Consider the following 22,085-nt stretch of genomic DNA (forward strand, 5'->3'; position numbering starts at 1 on the left):
GCACATGGGCATGATCCGCAGAACATTCCTGATTGGCGGCGCGGCACTGGTCGGCGGCGGCATCTTCGCGGTCCAGTATGGCGACAGCTCGGCCAAATCGCAGGCAGCCAAGCTGACCGACGGCAAGGGCGGGCACAACTTCGGCACCTGGCTGCGCATCGGCGAGGACGACACCGTCACCATCTATTCGCCGCACACCGATATCGGGCAGGGCTCGAACACCGGCCTTGCGCAGATGCTGGCCGAAGAGCTTGATGCCGACTGGAGCAAGCTCTCGGTCGTCTCGGCGCCAGCGGAGGCGGCGTTTGCCAACGCGGTGCTCGGCAAGGGCTTCCTTTCCGAGATGAGCGGCTATCCCGGCATCATCGGCGCAATGCCGATGTCGCTGCTCGGCATGGTGGCGCGGCAGATGAACCTGCAGATCACCGGCGGTTCCTCGGCGCTGCGCTTTACCGGGCAGCAGGGGCTGCGCGTGCTCGGCGCGGGCACGCGGGCCGCGCTGATGGAAACCGCAGCGGGGCGCATGGGCGTGCCGGCGGACGAGCTGACGACGGCGGACGGCAAGGTTGTCCACGCCAAGAGCGGAAAGTCGCTGCGCTATGGCGAACTGGCGGCCGAGGCGGCGACCCGCAGCCTTTCGACCAAGGTAGCGCTGAAGGATCCCAAAGACTTCAAGCACATGGGCAAGTCGATCCCGCGGTTCGACATTCCCGCCAAGGTCAATGGCACCGCGCAGTATGGCATGGACGTGATCAAGCCCGGCATGCGGGTGGCGACGGTGATCGCGGCGCCGGTGCGCGGGGGTAAGCTGGAATCCGTCGATCCCAAGCCGGCGCTGGCGATTGCCGGCGTCGAGAAGGTCATCAACCTTGAAAGCGCTGTCGTCGTGGTCGCCAAGGGCTACTGGCAGGCGCTGAAAGGTGCGCGCGCGCTGGCGCCCAAGTTCAGCGATGGTGGGCATGGTCTGATGTCCACGGCAACAATCTTTGCCGAGCAGGACAAGCTGCGCGCCGATGGCAAGCCGGACAAGACCGTGGGCGAAGGCGATGTCGATGCCGCGCTCAAGGCCGATAACGTGAAGCTGCTCGACGCCGACTACAAGATGCCGTTCCTCCACCACGCGATGATGGAGCCCTTTGCGCTGACCGCGCACTACAAGGATGGGCACCTCGACGTGTGGGGAGGGATGCAGGATCCGCTCGGCGCTAAGGCGGCGGCAGCCAGTGCGGCGGGCCTCGGCGCGGACAAGGTCACGTTCCATCCGATGCTGATCGGCGGCAGCTTCGGCCGCCGCCTGCCGATGTATATGGAGATCGTCGATCAGGTGGCACGGGTGGCCATGCAGGTGCCCTTTCCGGTCAAGCTGATCTGGTCGCGCGAGGAGGAAGTCTCGCAAGGAGCGTACCGCCCGCAGAGCTCGGCCAAGCTGACGGCAGCGCTTGGGCCTGATGGCAAGATCACCGCATGGCGCAACGATTTCGCCCAGCCGGAAGACGGCCTACGCGAAGTTCCGTTCTTTTATGACGTGCCCGCCGTTGCGCGGCGCCACTTCAAGCAGGTCTCGAACCAGACCGTCGGCGCGTGGCGCTCGGTCAATGCGACGCAGCACGGGTTCACGACCGAGAGCTTCATGGACGAACTGGCCCACCTTGCCGGCGCCGATCCGGTCGAGTTCCGCCTCAAGCACCTCAAGCCCGGGAGGCACCGCACCGTGCTGGAGGAAGTGGCAAAGCGCAGCGGCTGGGGCTCGCCGCTCGAACCGGGCCGCGCGCGGGGCGTGGCGGTCGTCGAGTGCTTCAACACCATCGTCGGGCAGGTGATCGAAGCCTCGCTCGCCGAAGACGGCACGCCGAAGGTCCACAAGGCCTGGGCCGTGGTCGATTGCGGCATGGTGGTGAACCCGACCGCCGCCGAGGGGCAAATCCTTGGCGGACTGGTGATGGGGCTCTCCTCCGGCATCGGCGAGGCGATCACGCTCGACAAGGGCGCGGTTCTGCAGAGCAATTTCAGCGACTACGAGGTGCTGAAGCTGGCGAACGCGCCGACGGTTGATGTCCACTTCATCAACAGCGGCGCGGAGATGGGCGGCATTGGCGAGCCGGGTCTGCCACCGGCGACGCCTGCACTCACCAACGCGCTGTTTGCGCTGACGGGCAAGCGGGTGCGCTCGCTGCCGATCAAGGATCAGGCGAAGGCCTGAGCGAGCGGGAAGCGGGACCCCGGATCAAGCCCGGGGTGACGTAGTTTGCCCGTAGTGTGCCGACCGGTGCCTTCGTCATTCCCGCGAAGGCGGGAATCCAGAGCCCAAAGCGCTGCGTCTGCCGCTCTGGATTCCCGCCTTCGCGGGAATGACGAGGGTAGTGGACGGGTTCTGATTTTCGTTCTGGTTCTGGGCCGGCTTCAGGAGGCCTGTCTGTCCCCTACGGCGCGATCTTTACCGCGCTTTCCAGTGTGTTCCAGCCCCGGAGCGCAATGCTGGCGGGCTTGGCAGTGGCGGGTACTCGGACAGTCAGCGTGCGCGTCTCACCCGGCATCAGCGCGACGTAATTGTCCTCGAAGTAGGCCGGAAGCACGCGCTTTCCCGCCTTGTCGAGCACGGTAAGCTTGATCGCGAGCGCAGGAGTCTTGCCGATATTGGCAAGGGTTAGTGTGAGCGGGCGGTCGCTGCCTTGGGGCTGGCCAGAGGTAGCCCTGAGGCTGATCGCGGCGGCTGGCATCGCGTTCAGCGCTCGATAGGCGGATGGATCGCGGCCGCGCCAGTAGAGGTTGCGGCTGAGCGGCGCGCCTTTTGCATCGGTCAGTTCCAGCGCGACGAGCACCATGCTGCCATCGGCCATCAGCGAGGCGAGATCGATTTGCGGCAGCGCGGTTGCGGTGTTGGCTGGGGCCACCAACGGGTTCTCGCGCTGCAGCAGGGTCCGGCCCGTGAGATCGGTTACGCGCACTTTCGCGATGAGGCCCGGCAGATCCTGCCGCGTGGTGTTGATCACCGTGAGCTGATTGTCGGGCAGATTGAGCTGCACATGCACCGGCTCGGCCCCGGCGCGGGCGCCGTAGTAGGCGGCGTGGGTGTCCATGTCGGAGCTGTAGAGCTGCCACGCGTTGGAGGGCCACGAGGGGTGGGTCATCCAGAACAGGCGGCCCGAGTTCTTCGTCCAGAGGTGGCCGACAAAGCCCTCCATCATCGCCTTGTGCGTTTCGAGGTTCATCATCTGCGCCTTGCGCTCGAAATCGGCGAGGCTGGTGCCAGAATCCGAAATTGGACCGAACATCGCAGCCAGCGTATCCATGAAGGTGCGGGTGTCGCCGTTCCCGCTGAAGTGCCAGTCGTGGTAGGCCATCGTATCGCCGAGCGGCCAACGGTCAGCGGCGGGCACGCTGGCTTCAATGGCTTCGCGGGTGGCGAGCGAAGGCGTGCCGGTTTCGACCGAGAAGCCCGAGGCGAGATCGGTGAAATAGCCTTCCGGCGGACGGTAGTTGTAGGGGCCGGAGCCTTGCAGGTTCACCACGTTGGAGGAGCCGGTGTACCAGCGGGTGCCATCCAGCCTTGTGACCAGCGCATCGAGGCCTTCATTGAGCGCGGGGTAGGGCACGCCCTCGTTGCGGCCGAACCAGACCACGATGCTGGGGTGGTTGCGAAAGCGCGCGATGGTGTCTGCCGCGTTGGCGAGAAAGAGCTGCGGGTCCTCGGGCTCGATCTGGAAATCCTGTGTGGACTGCCAGAAATCATTGAGGATCATCATGCCGTTCTCGTCGGCCAGATCGTAGAAGGCGGGCTCGGTGTTGTTGCCCATCCAGTTGCGGATCACGTTCATGTGCGCCTCGCGTTCGAGGCGGAAATACGGTTCGAGCTCGGCGCGGCCGAAGCGCTTCATCGCATCGTCCATGCCCCAGCTACCGCCGCGCGCGGCGATGCGGACGCCGTTGACGCGCAGAGTGAGGTGCGGGAGCGCGATGGAGGGCGGGACGGGGCGGACGGCGGGGGACTTCTCGCCTGCGGGCGTGAGGCTTTGCGCCCAGCCGAGCGGGGTCTGCTTGATCGCCTGGTGGCGCACATCGATCAGCGGCAGTTCGCCAGGCCTTGCGTCGGTGGGATCGACTTCGACGCGGTTCAATCGGCTTTCGTGATCGAACAGCGAGAGTTCGTAGCTGACCTCGCGGATGCCGAAGCGCAAGGATCTGGTGTCTGACGGCTGGCCCCCTGCGGCGGCGCTGAGGGTGAGCGTGTAGAGCGCGGGGTCACCATAGCCGTTGGGCCACCACAGGCGCGGATTTGCGATGCGGAGCGCGGGGTCGGTTTGCGGCGAGAAGGTGACGGTGGTTTCGCCGGGGGCGGCGGTGACCGTGCGGGTGAGGGTGATCTCGCCGATCTTTGCCGTCACCGTAAGCGAAACTTGTGCAGTGCCGGGGTTGAGAACCGGGACGGTGATCGTGACGTCCGCGCTGTCGGTGCGCGGAAGGGGAAGGTCCGTGACAACGTGGGGATCGCCGAGGCGGATGGGGCCAGTCGCCTCAAGCGTGACGCCTTGCCACAGGCCGGTGTTGCGGTCGCGGATGCCGGGGATCCAGTCCCAGCCTTCGGTGGCGACGAAAGTGGGGCCATCGATGGCGAGCTGGCCGCCGTTTTCGCCGACGCCGCCCTTGACCGACTGTTCGTGGGGGATGCCGGGATGCGGCGGCGGGCTGACGCGCACGGCGACGATGTTTTCGCCGGGCCGCGGGGTGAAGGCGAAGCGGCCGCGGGTGAAGGCGCCTTTGGTTGCGCCCATGCGGGTGCCGTTGATCCAGACTTCGGCGGCGTAGTTGATGCCGTCGAAGCGCAAGGCGAGAGACTTGCCGGCAGCCTCTGGCGGGACGGTGAATGCGGCGCGATACCAGTAGTCCTGCCGGGCGAGGCTTTCCGGGATCGCGAGGTTGTTCAAGCCGTAATAGGGATCGGGATAGATGCCGCGGTCGACCATCGTGGCGAGCACGGTGCCGGGGACGCGGGCGGCGAGCCACTTCGCGGTATCGACGCCGGGGCGGGAGAGCGCGGCGCCATCTGGTGCAGCGAGATCGGGAGCGGGGATCAGTTTCCAGCCGTTTACTTGCCACTGGCCGGGGGCGGTGGGGACGAGCGCGGGCTGGGGCGTGACCGGAACGGCGCGCGGGATGCTGGGAGGGGTCTCGCTGCGAGGCAGCAACCAGGGGTCCTGCTGTTCGGTAAGGCCGATATTGGCCTTGCGCTGGAACGGCCAGCCCACACCGACATCGTGGAACTGGACCGTGGCGAAATCCGGACGCGCGGCGAAAAGTGCGCCGGGATCGCGCGGGGTGTCATCGATCTGGGCAGAGGCGAGGGCGCCGGCGAAATGCGGCATACCCGGGAGCGGCGGCGCGATGGCGATACGCCGATCGGCAGCGGAAAGCGCGGCAGCCTGCTGGATAGCGGGTTTGCCGTCTATGTAGAGGCCTGCGGTCTTGCCATCGAACGTGGCGGCGAGATGGCTCCAGCGTCCGGGGGCCAGCGGCGCCGCGCTCGACAGCAGCGTCTTGCCGAGGCGCAGGGCAGGGCGGCCATCCACGAGCACGAGCGCTCGGCACGGTGCGCAATCGGCGCGGCCGTGCTGGATCAGCGTGACTTCGCCAGGCTGAATTCGCGCAGGCTGGACCCACGCCGAGAGCGTGAAGGTGGCCTTCGCGCTGGCGCTCTGCACTTCGCGCTCGATCCCGATGCCACCTTCGAGGATCCGGACGTTGTAGGGCCCGCCATTGACCGGAGTTTCGGCGCACAGCGGTGCCGGGGCCAGTGCGCTGGCGGCAAGGAAAAGCGGCGCCAGGCGGCGCTGGGACTTGGGCATGGCGTACTTCTCTCCCCGCACCCGGGTCTGTCATGCCCGGATATCTGACAACGCAATCAATTGCAGTCAGTATAGCCAACTTATAATGCATAATAAATGCATTATTTGACCATAGCCTTGCACCCGGCGAGGATATCGCCCTTCGTGCCCAGCGTCACGCTTGCCAGCCCGAGCGAGAGCGCGCCACGGGTGCTCAATACGAGCGGGCTGGAAACCGCATTGCTGGCCGATCCGGCTGGCAGGAGGCACTTGAGCGGAACGGCGAGGGTCAGCCATGTGCCGACCGGCATCGTGGCAAGCTCGGGCAACGGCACCGACGCGCCGCAAGGGCCGTTGCCGCAGCGGGCGGACACCGTAACGGGTGCGCCGGGCTTGGCATCGAGCAGCATGTTGAGCAGCAGCAGGACATCGCCGTTGGTCTCGCGCGAGAGATCGTGCGGGGTGGCGGCTTCGAGCGCGATCATGGCGGGCTGGTGGCCAGCGGCGACCACGATCCGGCGGGCGCCTTCTTGCACATCCTTGTCGATGGCCGCGATGGAGATGCGGCCGCCGGGGGTAGCGGCAGGGACCGGGCCGACGACATGCGGGGCGGCATAGGCATCGGTAAGGACCAGCGACCAGCCCGTAGCGGCCTGCCCGCGTTGGAGATAGACGCCGGGGACGGCCTCTGCCGCGACGCCCGGATCTTCGGGCAGCGATGTCCACGCTGCAGCACCTCCGGCCATCGAAAGCCCGTAGCCATAGGCGAAGAGCGGATCATCGCCGGTCCGCGCCGTGCGCGGCCATGCGGTGGGGAGCCGGCCGGTGAAGTCTGCGCCGTCCTTGCCGTAGAGCACATCGGCGACGCCGCCGCCTTCCGAACCCGGCAGCCACGCCACGACAAAGGCATCGGCGGCATTGAGCTCCGGGTTCACGAAAAGTGGCCTGCCGGTGAGCATGACCGCAATGACGGGGATGCCCTGCGCCTTCAGCGCCTTCATCGTGGCGAGGGGGGCAGTGAGGTCGCTGCGAAGTTGCTGCGAGCGGATGTCGCCCTGAAACTCAGCGTATGGCGTTTCGCCGAAAACGACGATTGCCGCATCGGGCTTGTCCTTGAAGTGGCCATCGGGCGCGAGTTGCGCGCTGCCGCCGCTGGCTTCGGCCGCGGCCTTGAGGCCCTCCCACAGCGTGGTCGCGCCGGGGAACTGTTCGCGCGTGAGGCCGGTGCCCTGCCAGGTGATCGTCCAGCCGCCAGACTGGCGGGCAACATCATCAGCGCCGTCACCCGCGACGAGCAGGCGCGCGCCTTTCTTCAGCGGCAGGACGCCGGTGTTCTTGAGCAGGACCAGCGATTTGCGCACGGCTTCGCGGGCGATCGCGCGGTGTTCTGGGCTGCCAAGGAGGTTCCATTGGCCCGCGAGTGGCCGGGTTGATGGCGCGCCCATCTCAAACAGGCCGAGGCGGAGCTTGACCCGCAGGATGCGGCTTACGGCATCATCAAGGCGGGACATCGGCACGGTGCCGTCCTGAACCTGCTTGAGCAGGCTTTGGTAGAGCGGCTTCCAGCTGTCGGGTGCCATGTACATGTCGACCCCGGCGAGAAGCGCCTGCGGGCAACTGGCGTTCGTGCAGCCGGCGATCTGGCCGTGCGCGTTCCAGTCGGTCACGACGAAGCCGCCGAAGCCGAGGCGGTCCTTGAGCACATCGGTAACGAGGCCCTTGTTGCCGGCGATCTTGACGCCGTTCCAGCTCGAAAAGCTGGTCATTACCGTGGCGACGCCGTTCTCGATCGCGGGGAGATACGGCGCGCCGTGGACCAGGCGGAGCGTGGTCTCGTCGATCTCGGCGTCGCCCTGATCGTGCCCGTCCTTGGTGCCGCCATCGGCGAGGAAGTGCTTGGTGCTGGCGATGACATGGGGGCCGGCGAGCACGCGGTCCTTCGTCGGTGGACCCTGCAGGCCGCGAACCATGCGGCCGACATAGCTGGCGACGAGCGCGGGATCGGACGAGTAGCCTTCGTATGCACGGCCCCAGCGCCAGTCCTGCGGGACGGTGACGGTGGGAGCGAAGGTCCATTCCTGCCCGGTCGCGCGGATTTCGGCGGCAGTGGCGGCGCCGATCTTCTCGATCAGATCGGGATCGCGCATCGCACCGAGGCCGACGTTGTGCGGAAAGAGGGTGGCGCCGATGATGTTGCTGTGGCCGTGGACGGCGTCGGTGCCCCAGATCATCGGAATGCCCGGGCAGCCGGGCCGGCCGCGCATCGAGGCGTTGTAGAACAGGTCCGCGAATCGGAGCCATTCGGAAGCCGGGGCGAGGTCATTGCCGCCGGGTCCGGAATTGCCGCCGTTGAGCACCGAGCCGAGATTGTAGCGCGCGACATCTTCGGGCGTGAGGCTGGCGATATCGCCCTGGATGACTTGCCCGACCTTGCAGGCTGCATCCATCTGCTTGAGAAGCTGGGTGATTTTGGTCTCGTCCGCGTAAGTGACGACGGTGGGCCAGGCGATTCGCGGCCACTGTTCCGGGTGAACGTTCGCAGCCGACTCGGGCGCGGCCACTGCCGGTGCCGCAAGCGGGGTAGTGGGCGCGAAACAGGCCGTGAGAGCCATCATGCAGGCCATGGCGGCCTTGGGGCCGGCAAGGTGCGAAATCCGCTTCATTCCTTGGCTTTCCTCTCCGTTTCCCGTCTCTGGTTGACCATGTCGGGATACTTTAATAATGAAGGATGGTGATATAAAATGAATGACAACGTTGACAATACGGACAAGATGATCGTATTTCAACCGTGCCACACGCTTCCGGCCAAATCTGCATCGCAGAACGGCCGGACAACCGGAAAGGCGGCGAGACCCCGTTGAAAGCGGGGCTCGCCGCTCAACTTGCAAGGGGAGAGACCATGACTGATCGTTTCGTGCGTCCACGGACGCTGTTGTCCAAGACGGGGCTTATGGGCGCAGCGTCGATCGTGGCGCTGCTGGCCGCAGGCAACGCCGCCGCGCAGGCTGCACCGCAGCAGACCGCGCAGGCTGATGCCACTGCAGCCGATGACGGCGCCGCGCCGATCGTCGTCACCGGCTTCCGCCAGTCTCTGGCCGCCGCGCTTGATGCCAAGCGCAATTCCAATCTCATTCTCGAATCGGTGAGCGCTGAGGACATCGGCAAGTTCCCCGATCAGAACATCACCGAATCGCTGCAGCGCCTGCCTGGCATCCAGATCGACCGCGAAAACGGCCAGGGTACCAAGGTGCGCATCCGCGGCCTCGAGCAGAACCTCACCGTGCTCAACGGCGAGCTGTTCGTGACGGGCCAGGAAGTGTTCAAGGTCGGCGAAGGCAACTTCACCCGCACCGACAGCCTTGAAAGCGTGCCATCCGAACTCATCGGCGGTGTCGAGGTGTTCAAGTCGCCCAACGCCTCGCTGCTCGAAGGTGGCCTTGGCGGTATCGTCAACCTGAAGACCCGCAATCCGCTCGATCTCAAGAACGGCCTGACCGTCGCGGGCAACGCGCGGCTCAACAAGGCCAACGGCATCGACGGTTGGAAGCCGACCGGCGCTGTGGTCGCGAGCTACAACTTCAACGACAAGTTCGGCATCATCGTCTCGGGCAGCTACAGCAAGACGAACGCCCACTTCGACATTCTGGGCGGCGAGAACCGCGGCAACTGGGCCTTCGGCGCCGGCCGCCGCGATACCGCCACGGTGCCGACCAACTATTACGCGCCAGAATACCGCTATCTGACCGACCGCGACCAGTACCGCACGCGCTGGGGTGTCTCGGTGGGGCTTGCTTATCGTCCGACCGACACCTTGAGCCTCGACCTTCAGTATTTCCACTCCGATCTCAAGGTGGACACGCGCGAAGGCTCGGTGAAGTTCCCGTTCGGCCAGGGCGAATCGCTCGGTCTGCTGCCCGGTTACAAGATCAACAGCAACGGCGTCCTTGAAAGCGGCACGGTGCGGGCGCAGTCGGCCGAGGCGATCTCGGTGGTCGACGAGTCCAACATCAAGTCAGACAACGTGCAGTTCGGCACCAAGTTCGACAACGGCTCGAACTTCCGCGCCAATGTCGAGGCGACCTATTCAAACGGTTCGCTGTTCCGCGATGTGGCCAACAACGACGTGCGCTTCACCAAGTACACGGTGCGGCAGGGCGCAGTCGGCGGTGCGCTGCAGAACGGTGTTGCGCTCAACAGCGCGGCGCCTGCCACCTTCGACTTCACCTACAGCAACGGCGAACTGCCGCGCTTCGGCATTGCGCCGGGCAGCCCGCAGGACCTGTTCAGCAACCCGGCTTACGGCTTCTTCAAATCGCACTGGGCCTTCGGCGACCGCTCGAAGATCAAGGGCCACTCGATCCGCACCGATCTTGCCTGGGATGTCGATCCTTCGGAGAAAGGCAAGATCACGCTGAGCGCCGGCTTCCGCTATGGCCAGCGCACGGTGGACTTCACCTCGGGCCGTTATCTGGCCGATTATTCGGGCAAGGGCGAGATCGACGCGACCAAGATCCCGCTCGCCGAACGCGATCCGACCTTCAACTACAACTATACGCCCTATGGCTACTTCCAGGACGGCGCGATCGGCTACAAGATCTGCGACCTTCCGGAAGCGAACAAGCCGGCGGCGTTCAAGGGTTGCAGCCGCTTTGGCAATTCGCCGGCGCTGATCACGCCCTACGATACCTTCACGAGCAGTTCGGGCCGCGTCGAGACGCTGGTCAATCCCAACATTCCGGGCGGCAAGGCGCTGATCCAGAACCGCGCGCAGATGGTGAATGCGCTCAAGTGGATCCAGAACCTCTACCCCTCGACGCCGTTCAGCTTCTTCGAGGATCCGCTGCAGACCTTCTTCGTGAAGGAAGAGACCAAGACCGGTTACGTGATGGCCGACATCGGCGGCAAGGATGACAGCTTCCATGTCAACGTGGGCCTGCGCATTGTCGATACCAAGCTGAAGGTGGACCAGAACCAGGGCACCGCGAACCCGACGTACTGGGGCACGGACAGCTGGAACGGCGTGGTCAAGGACTTCGACACCTCGAGCGTCGAGCGGTCCTACACCGACTTCCTGCCGAGCGTGAACGTGGTCGTCGATGCGACGCAGGACATCAAGGTGCGCGCCTCGGCCGCCCGCGTGACTTCGCGCCAGCCGCTGTTCGATCTCGGCCGCGGGTTCGCGACCGATTTCACCCGCGATGCGGCGACCGACAAGTTCCTGTTCACCAGCGGCAGCCGCGGCAACGCGACGCTCGATCCGTTCCGCGCCTACCAGTTCGATCTGGGCGTCGAATACTACTTCGGCCGGCAGGGTCTGCTTTCGGCCGGCGTGTTCTGGAAGGAAGTCGACAGCTTCGTCGTGACGCAGACCGTGCCGGTCTTCGTCAACGACCAGGGCGGCGGGCGTGTCGGTCCGGTGTCGCAGCCGGTCAACGGAAAGGGCGGCCGGGTCAAGGGCTTCGAACTGGCGGCGCAGTATGCCTTCCCGTTCGGTCTCGGCTTCACCGCGAACTACACGTTCTCGGATACGAGCACCGAGTTCAGCAACGACTTCGAGACGGGTCTGCCGCTGCCGGGCGTTTCCAAGCACTCGTTCAACGGGCAGGTCTACTTCGAGAAGAGCGGGTTCGCGGCGCGTGCCTCGTACTCTTGGCGCTCGAAGTCGTACCTCGGCAACTTCGGATTTGGTGATGGCGGCGTGACGCGCACGCTCGGCATCTACCAGAAGCCCTATGGCCAGCTCGACGGACAGATTTCCTACCAGGTGACGCCGAACTTCAACGTGTTCCTCGAAGGCATCAACCTGAACAAGGAAAACACCAAGACCTACCTGCAGTTCCCCGAACTGCCGTTCCGATATGAATCGGGCTCGCGCCGCATCTTCGCGGGCGTGAAGTTCAACTTCTGACGGATTGCTCCACCTCCCTCGGAGCCTCTTGGGGGGAGGGCCTTCGCGGGCCTTCCCCCCTTTCTTGTCCGGCGGGCCGCGTGAGGCCTTGTTTCGAGGCCGGATGACCGCCAGCATCGAACCGGACCCATGATGACCCCTGAACCCTTGCGCTCCATTCTGATTGTCGGCGGCGGCACGGCGGGCTGGTCTGCAGCGGCGCTGCTTTCCGCGGTGCTCGCGCCGTCTGGCTGCAGGATCACGCTGATCGAATCGAGCGACGTGCCCACTGTCGGTGTGGGCGAGGCGACGATCCCGCCGATCTTCGAGTTTCTTGCCCATTGCGGCATCGATGAAATTGATTTTATTCGTCATTGCCAGGCAACGTTCAAGCTGGCGATCCGCTTTGACGACTGGCTCGAGCGCGGCCATTCCTACTGGCACCCGTTCGGCAACCTGGGCGTGACGATCAACCAGCGGCCGTTTCACCACTACTGGTGGAAGAACAAGGCGGCGGGCCACGGTGAAAGCATGGCCGATCTGTGCCCGGCTATCGCGCTGGCGGAGGACGGCAAGTTCGCGTTCCCGCCGCCGGACGGGAGCTATCCGGGTGGGGCGCTCAACTACGCGCTGCATTTCGATGCGGGACTTGTGGCGGAGTACTTGCGGAGGCATTCCACCGCGCGCGGGGTGAAGCATGTGGACGCCCGGATCGCGGGCTGCGAGATGGCCGAAGACGGCGCGATTGCTGCGGTCCGGCTCGAGGATGGGCGGCGCGTCGAGGCCGATTTCTTCATCGATTGCTCCGGCTTTCGCGGGCTGCTGATCGAGGAGGCGCTCCACGCCGGCTACGAGGATTGGACGAGGTGGCTGCCCTGCGACCGCGCGGTGGCGATGCCGACGGCGACCGTGGGGCCGCCCGCGCCCTACACGATCTCCGCAGCGCACGAGGCAGGCTGGCGCTGGCGCATCCCGCTGCAATCGCGGGTGGGCAATGGCTATGTCTATTCGAGCCGGTTCATCAGCGACGACATGGCGGCCGAGACGCTGCGCATTGCGGCATCGGGAGAGGGCAAGGGCGAGGCACTGGCCGAGCCGCGCTTCCTGCGCTTCACCGCAGGGCACCGCAAGGCGATGTGGGTGAAAAACTGCCTCGCCGTCGGGCTTTCGAGCGGGTTTCTGGAACCGCTGGAATCGACGAGCATTCATCTCATTCACACCGCGCTCAACCGGCTGCTCGATTTTTTCCCGGACTGGACCTGCGATCCTGCGCTGGCGGCGGCGTATAACCGTGAGGCGGCGGATGAGTATGCGCATATCCGCGATTTCCTGTTGCTGCATTATGTGCCCAACCGGCGGCACGGCGAGCCGTTCTGGGACGAGGTGCGCTCCAATCCGCTGCCGGACAGTCTGGCCGCCAAGCTCGAGCTGTTCCGCCGGACAGGGCGCATCGTCTCGCGGCGGCGTGAACTGTTTGCCGATATCAGCTGGTTCTTCGTGGGCGCTGGCATGGGCATCGTGCCGGACGCGCTTGATCCGCTGGCCGATGCGGCCGATTTCGGCGAGGTGCGGCGCGTGATCGGGCAGATCAGCGAGGTCATGGGCCGCTATCGCCGTGCGGCGCCCACGCATCAGGACATGCTGGCGCGGCTGCTTGATCCTGCACTCAAAGGTCGGCCCAACTTCAAGCAGACCTGGGGTGGTTCTGCGGGGGGCGGCGCATGATCGCAGGGCTTGAACTCGGCGGCACCAAGTGCGTGGCCACGCTGGCTGATGGCGCCGAGGTGATCGATCAGCACCGCGTGCCGACGCGCGATGCGCAGTCCACGGTTGGCGATCTGGTTGCGATCCTCGATCGATGGATGGCAGCATACGGCGTGGAGGCCATCGGCGTGGCTGCCTTCGGGCCGATCCGTACCGACCGGACTGCGGCCGATTTCGGCACTTTCCTCGCGACGCCCAAGCCGGGCTGGCAGGGCTTCGGCCTCGCCGCGCATTTGAAGGATCGCTACCACCTGCCGGTCGGGCTCGACAGCGACGTGAACGGCGCGGCACTGGCGGAAGGCCGCTGGGGCGGCGCGGTCGGCATGGCGAATCACGCCTATGTCACGGTCGGCACCGGGGTCGGCGTGGGGCTGGTCGTGGGCGGACGGACGATGGCAGGCCGCGCACACAGTGAAATGGGGCATGTTTTCGTCGACCGCCTGCCGGGCGACGATGCGCCTGGCACATGCCCGTTTCACGGCGGCTGCGTGGAGGGCTTGATCGCCGGACCGGCCCTCGCGGCGAGGTCCGGCGTGGCCGGGGAGGCACTGGACGAATTGCATCCGATATGGAATCCATTCGTCCATGTTCTTGCACGGCTCGTCCATACCATCGTGCTCACCGGGGCACCCGAGCGCGTCGCGCTGGGCGGCGGCGTGCTGACCGGCCGGCCCGAACTCGTGGCGCGGGTTGATGCGGCCGTGCGGGCAAGCCTGGGCGGCTATGCGCAGGCGGCTTTCAGCGTCGGCGCGCCGGTGCTGGGTGATCAGGCCGGGCCGATGGGAGCGGTGGCGATCGCACTCGATGTGCTGGAGGGCGCTGGATCGTGAATCTGGGCCTGCCGCGCAGCGGCTATCGCGGCGCGACCATCGAGGACGCTGGCGCACACAACACGCGTATCGTGCTGCGCGCCATCCGCGCCCAAGGCACGCTGACCAAGGCGGAACTGGCGCGGCAGACCGGCCTTGCCCATCCCACCGTCACCAATATCACCCGGCGCCTGATGGAGCGCGGGCTGCTGCGCACCGCGGGCATGCAGCGCGGCGGGCGCGGACAGCCGGCGACGCGGCTCGTAATCAATGCCGAGGGCGCGCATGCCATCGGTCTGAATGTAGACCGCGATCATATCACGATGGTGCTCGCCGATTTTGCCGGGACGGTGAAGGCGCGGCTCGATCAGGAAATTGCCTTTGCGCTGCCCGAACAGGTGCGCAGCTTCTATCGCCGCAATCTTGAAAAGCTGCTGGCAATGGCGGGTGTGGAGGCCGAAGCGATCACCGGGATTGGTCTCGCGCTGCCCGATGGCCTCGGCGTGATCGATCTGCCGGGGATGCCGGGGGACTATGCGCAGTGGTCCGCCACAAACCTCGAGGCACTGTTTGCCGAACCGCTGGGCAAGCCCATCTTCATCGAGAACGACGCTGCCGCCGCCGCCATCGGCGAGATGCAGTTCGGGCGCGGGCAGAAGGAGGCGAGCTTCTTTTATGTGCTGATCAGCTATGGCCTTGGCGGCGGGCTGGTCGTGGGCGGGCAATATGACCGCGGTGCGGACGGGCGGAGCGGCGAGATCGGCTTCATGTCCGTGCCGGGAGAAGGCGGAACCATGGTGCCGCTGCAGTCCATCGTCTCGATCGCCGGTCTCAACCGGCGGCTGACGCAGGCGGGCCGATCACCCTTCGCGCATGGCGAGGCGATCTCCGGCGACGCGGCGCTGCAGCGCATCCATGATGAGTGGATCGAGGAATGCGCGCGCGCAATGGTGCAGCCGCTGGTGGCGGTAAACCTGCTGATCAATCCGGGCGTGGTGCTGGTGGGCGGGCGGCTGCCAATGCCGCTGCTAGAACGCCTGACGCAGCGGACCAACCTCTTCCTGCGCAGCGGCGGGCGCGATTGCCCGGCGATTGCACCGGTCATGCCTGCCGCGCTGGCCGAAGATGCCTCGGCGGTGGGCGCGGCGCTGCTTTCGTTCGACGACCTCGCGCTGGTGGCCGAGGCTGTTTCCTGAACCCGCCCCATACGAACTTCGTCATTGCGAGCGCAGCGAAGCAATCCAGAGCGTAACGCGCGATCGCTCTGGATTGCTTCGCTACGCTCGCAATGACAAGTGAGGGGTGAAGGGAGGCCTGTTCAGCCAGCCCGCGGCGGGGCGGTGCTGCGGCGGATCAGCAGCTCGTGGGCAAGGTGGATGTCACCGCCTTCGGGCTCGCCCTTAAGCACATGGAGCAGCATGTCCATCGCGCGGTAGGCCATGTCCTCGACCGGCTGGCGGATCGTCGTGAGCGGCGGCCAGACGACACGGGATATATCTGAATCGTCGAAGCCGACGACCGAGAGATCCTCCGGCACATGGAGCCCGCATTCGCGCGCGGCGGCGACGGTAGCGGCGGCCATGTCGTCGTTCTGGGCGAGGATGGCGGTCGGCGGCGGATCGAGCGCAAGCAGGCGGCGCGCGGCGGCAAGGCCGGAATCGAAGGTGAACAGCCCGGACTCGATGAGTTCCGGATGCAGCGTAATGCCCGCCTTCGCCAGCGCCTGCATCGTGCCGACCAGGCGCGCATCGGAAGCGGCGTGGCTGGGGTCGCCCTTGATCACGCCGATGCGCTTGTGGCCGAGCGAAACGATATGCTCGGCCGCTTCCTGCGCGGCGGCGACATCGTCCATTGCGACCGAGGGGCCATTGCCAAGGAGGCGCGTGGGCGAGATGCGCGCAAACGGCATCCCGGCCTCGCGCAGTTCGGCCATGAGGCCGGCATGATCGGAAGCCGGCGGGGCCAACAGCACGGCGTCGAGCGCGGCAGAGCGCAGCAGGGCGATGATCTCGTCCTCGCGCTCGGTGACGGATTCAACCGGCAGCACGACAAGGCGGAAGCGCTCGCCATGCAGTCGCTCGAGCGCGCCCTTCTGCAGTTCGACGACGTAAGAGGGACTTGGCTTTTCGTAGACAAGGCCGATGAGATAGGAGCGGCTGCGCACGAGGCCTTGTGCCGCGACATTGGGATGATAGCGCAGCGCGCGCATCGCCTCGCGCACGCGGGTTTTCACCGCTTCGGTTACGTGAGGTTCGTTGTTGACGACGCGGCTGACCGTCTTCGCCGAAACCTCGGCCATGCGCGCAACGTCGACAATGGTGGCCCGCTTGGGTCTGCTCATAGGTGTGGGGCCGCCTCGTGGTGGGAACGTTTCCCTGATCCTACACCCGGGCGGCCCGGAAATGCTAGGCCTTCACGACCTCCTGATCGATCTGGCCGAAGGGCGCGCGGCCAGTGCTGCCAACCGCCGTCATTCGCACGGTATCGCCGAAGGCCAGGAACGGGGTCTGCGGCGCGCCGTGGGCGATGATCTCGATCGCGCGGATTTCCGAAATGCAGCTGGACCCGACCTCGGCATAATTGGCGTTCGAGACGGTGCCTGAGCCGATCACCGTTCCGGCGACAAGATCGCGGGTGAGTGCGGCGTGTGCGACGAGTTCGTGGAACCCGAAGGCCATCGCGGCGCCGTTGGCGCGGCCGACCTCGCGGCCATTCCAGTCGATGATGAGATCGAGACCAACGCGGCCGTCCTTCCATGCCTCGCCCAGTTCATCGGGCGTGACGGCAAAGGGGGCCATCGAGCACGCAGGTTTGGCCTGGACCCAGCCGAAGCCGGTTTTCATTTCGATGGGCGCAATGGCGCGCAACGACCAGTCGTTGATCTGGACGATGAGGCGGATGTGCTTCAGCGCATCGGCGGCGCTGGTGCCCATCGGCACGGCATCGACCACCACGCCGAACTCGCCTTCGAAATCGATGCCGTGCTCCATCGCGGGGAAGGGCACGGGATCGGCCGGGCCGTAGAACCGGTCGGAGAGGCCCTGGTACATCAGCGGGCGCTCGTTGCCGAGCGGGTCATGATTGAACGCGATCGCCATGAGATCGCCGTGTGTGGTGAATGCCGAGCCATCGAGCCATTGCCAGCTTCGCGGCATCGGCGCGGCGAACTCCACGTCGTCGGTCGGTTCGCCTTCGCCGGCTTCGAGGCGGGCTTCGGCGGCGGCGAGCCGGGCCTGCGTCGCGGCCCAGTCTTCCATCGCGCCGAGCAGGTTGCCACCGACGCGGAGTGCGCGGGTGCCGTCCGCCGAGACCAGCGCGAGCGCTCCATCGGGCGAACCATCGCGAATTGTGGCGAGCCTCATGCCTTGAGCTCGGGCGCGAATTCGCCGTCGATCAGCACGAAGACGATGCGGCAGTTCCTGTCGCTGCGGTTGGCCCAGCCGTGGTTGGTGCCGCGCTGGATCACGATGTCGCCGGGGTAAACGGTCGTTTCGCCTTCATCCATGATCAGCACGAGTTCGCCTTCGATGACGATGCCGTAATCGATGGTTTCAGTGCGGTGCATCAGGGCGTGGCGCGCGCCTTCCTTGGACGCGTTGGAAGCGTGGCCAGCGCCGATTTCGGCGAAGTGTGCGGCAGCTTCTTCCGGCGACATGTTGCGAATGCCATCGCCTTCGGGCGGAATATCGAGCACGCGGATGCGGGTGCCGTTCTTCGGGGGTGCCAGGACGATGCCGGCCTCGGCGGGTTCGCCAGAGGCTGCGTCGATGGGCGCGGGCGTGGCCTGCGTGTTCCACACTTCATGAAACATCGGCCCGATCGCACCGCCAACCTGCTGGACGCGGGGAGGGGCACCGTCTTCCTGGATGATCGCGCGGCCCCCGGCATCGTGGCCGGTGACAATGCGGCGCACTGGTTTCATGTCCATATAATCTCCCGCGATGGTTATCTATCTGATTGACAGATAGGTTTAATTCTATTCCAATTGATAATGCCGATATTGTGATACCCGGTCAATCCGCGACAGGCTTGCGCTCGGCGGCGAACAGCGTGGCGGGCAGGCGCGAAACAGCGAGGACCGCGACGGCAAGCAGCGCCGCGACCATGATCGCCCCGGGGACCAAACCGGCGAGGCGCGCGGCGGCATCGTTTCCGCCGACTGCAAAATAGGCCGAACCGACCAGTGCAATGCCGAGGGCGCCGCCCAGTTGCTGCGCTGTGCGCATCGTGGCGCTGGCAGTGCCAGCGTGGGTGCGCGGGACTTCGGAAACGACGATGGGGCCGAGCGGCCCCGAGAGGGTGCCGAAGCCGATCCCGGCCAGCGCCAGCGTGGCGATCAGGACCGGCCCGCCCTCGACCGCTGCATGGATCAGCGCGAGGGTGCTGACGATGCCGCCCGCCATCAGCAGGCCTCCCGCCATCGGCAGTCGCCGTCCGAACCGGGGCAGCAGGCGCGGGACGATGAGGCCGACCGCGATCATCACACCAAGTCCGAAGGGTATGTGGATCAGCGCGGTCTGGAGCGGGCTGAGCGCTAGGCCCTGCTGGAGCGCAACGGCGAAGATCATCAGAAAGCCAACCGAGCCGCTGTTGAATGCCATTGCGGCCATGACGCCCCAGCGGAAGGTGGGGAGCGCAAACAGGCTCGGCTCGATCATCGCCGGAAGCCCGGCCGCGCGGCGGGTGCTCGCGCGGTGCCAGCCAAGCCCTACTCCAGCGATCCCGCCAACGAGGATCGAGGCGGCCTGGGCGAGGGGCATATCCTCGTGCGATTGGATCAGCGCAAGGAGGATCATGCCGAAGCCAGCGGCGAAGAGCGCGGCGCCGGCAAGATCAATTGCGAGGCCGTGGTGCTCCTCGCCGGTGCGCGGCAGCGTGATGCGGCCCATGGTGAGCGCGAACAGGCCGACCGGCAAGTTGATCAGGAAGATCAGGCGCCAGCCGAGTCCGAAGAGATCAAGCTCGATCAGGAAGCCGCCTAGAATCGGGCCGATGATCGCGGCAAGGCCAATGATCATGCCGAAAAAAGCAAGGCGCTTCACGCGTTCGAGCGGGGTATAGAGCAGCTGGACGATGGCCATGGTCTGCGGCCCCATCATTGCGCCCGCCGCGCCTTGCAGCACGCGGGCCAGGACGAGGACGCCCGCCGAAGGGGCAAGGCCGCACAGCGCCGAGGCGGCGACAAAGCCTGCCACGCCCAGAAGGAACAGACGGCGGTGGCCGAAGGCATCGCCCAGCCGCCCGCCGAGCAAGAGCAGCGAGCCGAGTGTGAGCAGATAGCCCGCGACGATCCACTGCATCGCGGAAGGTGATGCGCCAAGGCCGGTGCGGATCGCCGGCAGCGCCGTATTGACGATGGTGGTGTCCGCGACTTCGAGGACTACAGCCGTCAGCACGGTGAAGAAGGCCAGGGCGCGCTGCCGGTCATCAAGTTCGTGCGGCAGCTTGCTGCCTGTGGCGAGGGCCGGGGCTGCCGGTTGCGCTGTCATGAGCTCTTTTTTCCGATGTTCTGGCCGCCGCTGTCCAGCGGATAATAGGTGCCGGGCGGAGCTGCTCGGCAAAATTAAAATCTAGCTTCTATTATGATCACATGTCGCCTATGGTCAAGCGCACGGCGCAGGGTAACAAGGGAACCACAGCCCGCCACGCGCAGATAAGTTGTTTGGGGAGAATACCTTGGCAAGCACACCCACGGCCGGGCGCATGGCTGGGCAGCAAGCGGGTCTGGCACAGGGCCTGACGGTCATCATCGCTGGATTCCTGCCGATTCTGGCCATTGTGACGATGTTTCCAGCGATCCCGGCGATCATCGGTCATTTTGCTCCGACTGATCCGACCGCGCCGACCAAAGTACCTTCGATGGTCACCGCGCCGGGGCTGACGATTGCGCTCGTTGCGCTGTTTGCCGGGCTGATGGTCGACCGCTTCGGGCGGCGTACATTGCTGCTTGTGTCGACGTTCTTCTACGGATTGATCGGTGCAGCGCCGTTCTTCCTCGAGAATCTCGATACGATCTACGGCTCGCGCCTCCTGCTGGGCCTGTGCGAAGCGGTGATCCTCACCACGGTCAACACGCTGATCGCCGATTACTGGCCCGATGAGGGCCGCCGCAAGTGGCTGGCGCTGCAGGGCCTCGTCGGCCCGGCGCTCTCCTCGATCATGATCTTCTTTGCCGGCACGATGACGGCGTGGCGCTGGAACGGAATTTTCCTGCTCTACCTCCTTGCCATTCCGATCTGGGCGGCGATGGTGCGCTGGATGTTCGAGCCTTCGAGCGATGCCAGCGCGCGCATGATGCTGGGTATGGACGAGAAGGAAACCGATGGCTTCCCGTGGCGCGCGATGCTCGGGATTGCCGGGCTGACGCTGTTCTCCTCGGCGATCTACTATGTCTTCATCGTCAACGGCGCGACCGTGTGGCAAGAGCTTGGCGTCACCGATCCGCAGAGCATCGGCCAGATCACCGCACTCCCGACGCTGTTCATCCTTGTCGGCGCGACGCTGTTCTGGTGGCTGGGCGCGAAGGGTCTTGGCTCGCCGGCGCTGATCGCGATCTTCCTTGGCTTCCTCGGCGCGGGCCTTGCCGCGATGGGGCTGGCGCATGACTGGAAGGGCATGATCCTCGGCATGGCGCTGCAGCAGACGGGCGCGGGCATGGCGATCCCGACGCTGATCGCCTGGGCGCAGAGCCAGCTGCCGTTCCAGCACCGCGGCCGCGGCATGGGTATCTGGACGGCGACGTTCTTCTTCGGCCAGTTTTCCTCGCCGCTGCTGGTCAGTGTGCTGCGCGGCGCGCTGGGCACGATGCAGGGTGCATTCCTTGTTGCCGGTATCGTCAGCGCAGCGGGCGCGATCGTGCTGTTGGTGCTGCTTTCACGCGGTGGTGAAAAGGGACTGTCCGCATGAGGCGTATGCTTGCCGCCGCGCTGCTGGGTTGGACGGCGCTGGGCGCGAGCGCCCATGCCCAGATGGAGATCGCCCGCACCACAATACCCGCGCCGCCGCAGCCGGGCGTGATCGCTCTGTCGACGGCAGGGTGCGATCCTGCCAGCGAGGTATGGCATCCTGACGGTGGAAAGCCCGCGGTGCGTAATGTGACGTGCCCCACGTTGCAGCCTTTCCTGCCCGGAAGCGGGGCGACCGGTGCGGCAGTGATCGTGGCGCCGGGTGGCGGTTTCCTGGGCCTCGCCATCGACAAGGAAGGCTACCAGATCGCAAAGTGGCTGGCGGACCATGGTGTCGCCGCCTTCGTGCTCAAGTACCGCACGCTGCCGACACCGAAGGATCAGGGCGTGTTTGTGGACGAGCTTACCAAGCTGGTCCACGGCCAGCCTTCGGGGATGAAGCTGCCGGACGATACGCCCGACATCGCGCGCGAGGATGGGCTGGCGGCGCTGCGGCTGGTGCGCGCCAATGCGGCCAGGTACGGCGTTGATCCGGCGCGGCTGGGTTTCATGGGCTTTTCGGCAGGCGGGTTCCTCAGCCGCACGATGGTGCTCGCGGACAAGGCCGACCGACCCGCCTTCACCGCACCGATCTATCCGAACATGGCGCCGCTTGCCGTCCCGGCCGATGCGCCGCCGATGTTCGTCGCCATCGCCGAGGACGATTTCCTTCTGGCGCGCGAGAAGGGCTTCCCGCTGATAGAGAGCTACCGCGCGGCGGGACGCCCGATCGAGTTCCATCTGTTCCCTAGCGGCGGGCACGGTTTCGGCATTGGCCAGCCGGGTACCCCCGAAGAGGGCTGGATCAATCTGCTCTACATGTGGCTCGGTACATCGGGCTTTCTGACGAAGGCGCGCTGAG

The 22,085-nt window shown here is 65.9% G+C and carries 13 protein-coding genes; 7 read left to right on the forward strand and 6 right to left on the reverse strand.

The window, feature by feature from the left end:
- Nucleotides 1-10: 10 nt before the first annotated feature.
- The gene (locus tag Q0082_RS14385; protein WP_298193870.1) at nucleotides 11-2,200 is read left to right on the forward strand and encodes a molybdopterin cofactor-binding domain-containing protein; all 2,190 of its coding nucleotides are present in this window, start codon (nucleotides 11-13) and stop codon (nucleotides 2,198-2,200) included.
- A gap of 220 nt (nucleotides 2,201-2,420) precedes the next feature.
- On the opposite strand, the gene Q0082_RS14390 is transcribed toward Q0082_RS14385, so the two are convergent.
- Both Q0082_RS14390 and Q0082_RS14395 read right to left on the reverse strand, forming a co-directional pair.
- Nucleotides 2,421-5,840 carry a LamG-like jellyroll fold domain-containing protein gene (locus Q0082_RS14390; RefSeq protein WP_298193872.1) on the reverse strand — a complete coding sequence of 1,140 codons (3,420 nt, stop codon included), beginning with the start codon at nucleotides 5,838-5,840 and terminating at the stop codon, nucleotides 2,421-2,423.
- Nucleotides 5,841-5,941: 101 nt separating this feature from the next.
- Entirely contained in the window at nucleotides 5,942-8,482 is a 2,541-nt protein-coding gene (locus tag Q0082_RS14395) for a glycoside hydrolase family 3 protein (RefSeq protein ID WP_298193874.1), read from the reverse strand.
- 236 nt (nucleotides 8,483-8,718) lie between these two features.
- Between Q0082_RS14395 and Q0082_RS14400 the strand changes: the two genes are divergently transcribed.
- From Q0082_RS14400 to Q0082_RS14415, 4 genes are all read left to right on the forward strand, one after another.
- On the forward strand, nucleotides 8,719-11,727 hold the full coding sequence (locus Q0082_RS14400; RefSeq protein ID WP_298193877.1) for a TonB-dependent receptor: 3,009 nt from the start codon (nucleotides 8,719-8,721) through the stop codon (nucleotides 11,725-11,727).
- A gap of 129 nt (nucleotides 11,728-11,856) precedes the next feature.
- Entirely contained in the window at nucleotides 11,857-13,431 is a 1,575-nt protein-coding gene (locus Q0082_RS14405; protein WP_298193880.1) for a tryptophan halogenase family protein, read from the forward strand.
- Nucleotides 13,428-14,300 (forward strand): ROK family protein, encoded by an 873-nt coding sequence (locus tag Q0082_RS14410; RefSeq protein ID WP_298193882.1) that lies wholly within the window; start codon nucleotides 13,428-13,430, stop codon nucleotides 14,298-14,300. Before Q0082_RS14405 ends, Q0082_RS14410 begins: the two co-directional genes overlap by 4 nt.
- Nucleotides 14,297-15,475: an ROK family transcriptional regulator gene (locus Q0082_RS14415; RefSeq protein ID WP_298193885.1), complete on the forward strand. Its 1,179-nt coding sequence runs from the start codon at nucleotides 14,297-14,299 to the stop codon at nucleotides 15,473-15,475. Before Q0082_RS14410 ends, Q0082_RS14415 begins: the two co-directional genes overlap by 4 nt.
- 122 nt (nucleotides 15,476-15,597) lie before the next feature.
- Here Q0082_RS14415 and Q0082_RS14420 read toward each other — a convergent pair whose 3' ends face one another.
- The 4 genes from Q0082_RS14420 to Q0082_RS14435 all read right to left on the reverse strand — a co-directional run bounded on the left by Q0082_RS14420 (nucleotide 15,598) and on the right by Q0082_RS14435 (nucleotide 19,768).
- Nucleotides 15,598-16,620, reverse strand: coding sequence for a LacI family DNA-binding transcriptional regulator (locus tag Q0082_RS14420; RefSeq protein ID WP_298193886.1), 1,023 nt, complete (start codon nucleotides 16,618-16,620; stop codon nucleotides 15,598-15,600).
- Nucleotides 16,621-16,684: 64 nt separating this feature from the next.
- Nucleotides 16,685-17,641 carry a fumarylacetoacetate hydrolase family protein gene (locus Q0082_RS14425; RefSeq protein ID WP_298193889.1) on the reverse strand — a complete coding sequence of 319 codons (957 nt, stop codon included), beginning with the start codon at nucleotides 17,639-17,641 and terminating at the stop codon, nucleotides 16,685-16,687.
- Entirely contained in the window at nucleotides 17,638-18,207 is a 570-nt protein-coding gene (locus Q0082_RS14430; protein WP_298193890.1) for a cupin domain-containing protein, read from the reverse strand. The genes Q0082_RS14425 and Q0082_RS14430 overlap by 4 nt, the downstream gene beginning before the upstream one ends.
- 85 nt (nucleotides 18,208-18,292) lie before the next feature.
- Entirely contained in the window at nucleotides 18,293-19,768 is a 1,476-nt protein-coding gene (locus Q0082_RS14435; RefSeq protein WP_298193893.1) for an MFS transporter, read from the reverse strand.
- A 214-nt stretch (nucleotides 19,769-19,982) separates the two neighbouring features.
- Between Q0082_RS14435 and Q0082_RS14440 the strand changes: the two genes are divergently transcribed.
- Both Q0082_RS14440 and Q0082_RS14445 read left to right on the forward strand, forming a co-directional pair.
- Complete coding sequence (locus tag Q0082_RS14440) at nucleotides 19,983-21,185, forward strand: MFS transporter (protein ID WP_298193895.1); 1,203 nt, start codon at nucleotides 19,983-19,985, stop codon at nucleotides 21,183-21,185.
- Complete coding sequence (locus Q0082_RS14445) at nucleotides 21,182-22,084, forward strand: alpha/beta hydrolase (RefSeq protein ID WP_298193900.1); 903 nt, start codon at nucleotides 21,182-21,184, stop codon at nucleotides 22,082-22,084. Before Q0082_RS14440 ends, Q0082_RS14445 begins: the two co-directional genes overlap by 4 nt.
- Nucleotide 22,085 lies beyond the last annotated feature (1 nt).

It is taken from the genome of Novosphingobium sp. (assembly GCF_027489515.1).
GTDB lineage: Bacteria > Pseudomonadota > Alphaproteobacteria > Sphingomonadales > Sphingomonadaceae > Novosphingobium.

Excerpts from the sequence above, each read along its gene's own strand:
- Q0082_RS14385 (WP_298193870.1), top strand. The coding sequence starts at position 11 with ATGATCCGCAGAACATTCCTGATTGGCGGCGCGGCACTGGTCGGCGGC.
- Q0082_RS14390 (WP_298193872.1), bottom strand. The coding sequence starts at position 5,840 with ATGCCCAAGTCCCAGCGCCGCCTGGCGCCGCTTTTCCTTGCCGCCAGC.
- Q0082_RS14395 (WP_298193874.1), bottom strand. The coding sequence starts at position 8,482 with ATGAAGCGGATTTCGCACCTTGCCGGCCCCAAGGCCGCCATGGCCTGC.
- Q0082_RS14400 (WP_298193877.1), top strand. The coding sequence starts at position 8,719 with ATGACTGATCGTTTCGTGCGTCCACGGACGCTGTTGTCCAAGACGGGG.
- Q0082_RS14405 (WP_298193880.1), top strand. The coding sequence starts at position 11,857 with ATGATGACCCCTGAACCCTTGCGCTCCATTCTGATTGTCGGCGGCGGC.
- Q0082_RS14410 (WP_298193882.1), top strand. The coding sequence starts at position 13,428 with ATGATCGCAGGGCTTGAACTCGGCGGCACCAAGTGCGTGGCCACGCTG.
- Q0082_RS14420 (WP_298193886.1), bottom strand. The coding sequence starts at position 16,620 with ATGAGCAGACCCAAGCGGGCCACCATTGTCGACGTTGCGCGCATGGCC.
- Q0082_RS14425 (WP_298193889.1), bottom strand. The coding sequence starts at position 17,641 with ATGAGGCTCGCCACAATTCGCGATGGTTCGCCCGATGGAGCGCTCGCG.
- Q0082_RS14430 (WP_298193890.1), bottom strand. The coding sequence starts at position 18,207 with ATGGACATGAAACCAGTGCGCCGCATTGTCACCGGCCACGATGCCGGG.
- Q0082_RS14435 (WP_298193893.1), bottom strand. The coding sequence starts at position 19,768 with ATGACAGCGCAACCGGCAGCCCCGGCCCTCGCCACAGGCAGCAAGCTG.
- Q0082_RS14440 (WP_298193895.1), top strand. The coding sequence starts at position 19,983 with ATGGCTGGGCAGCAAGCGGGTCTGGCACAGGGCCTGACGGTCATCATC.
- Q0082_RS14445 (WP_298193900.1), top strand. The coding sequence starts at position 21,182 with ATGAGGCGTATGCTTGCCGCCGCGCTGCTGGGTTGGACGGCGCTGGGC.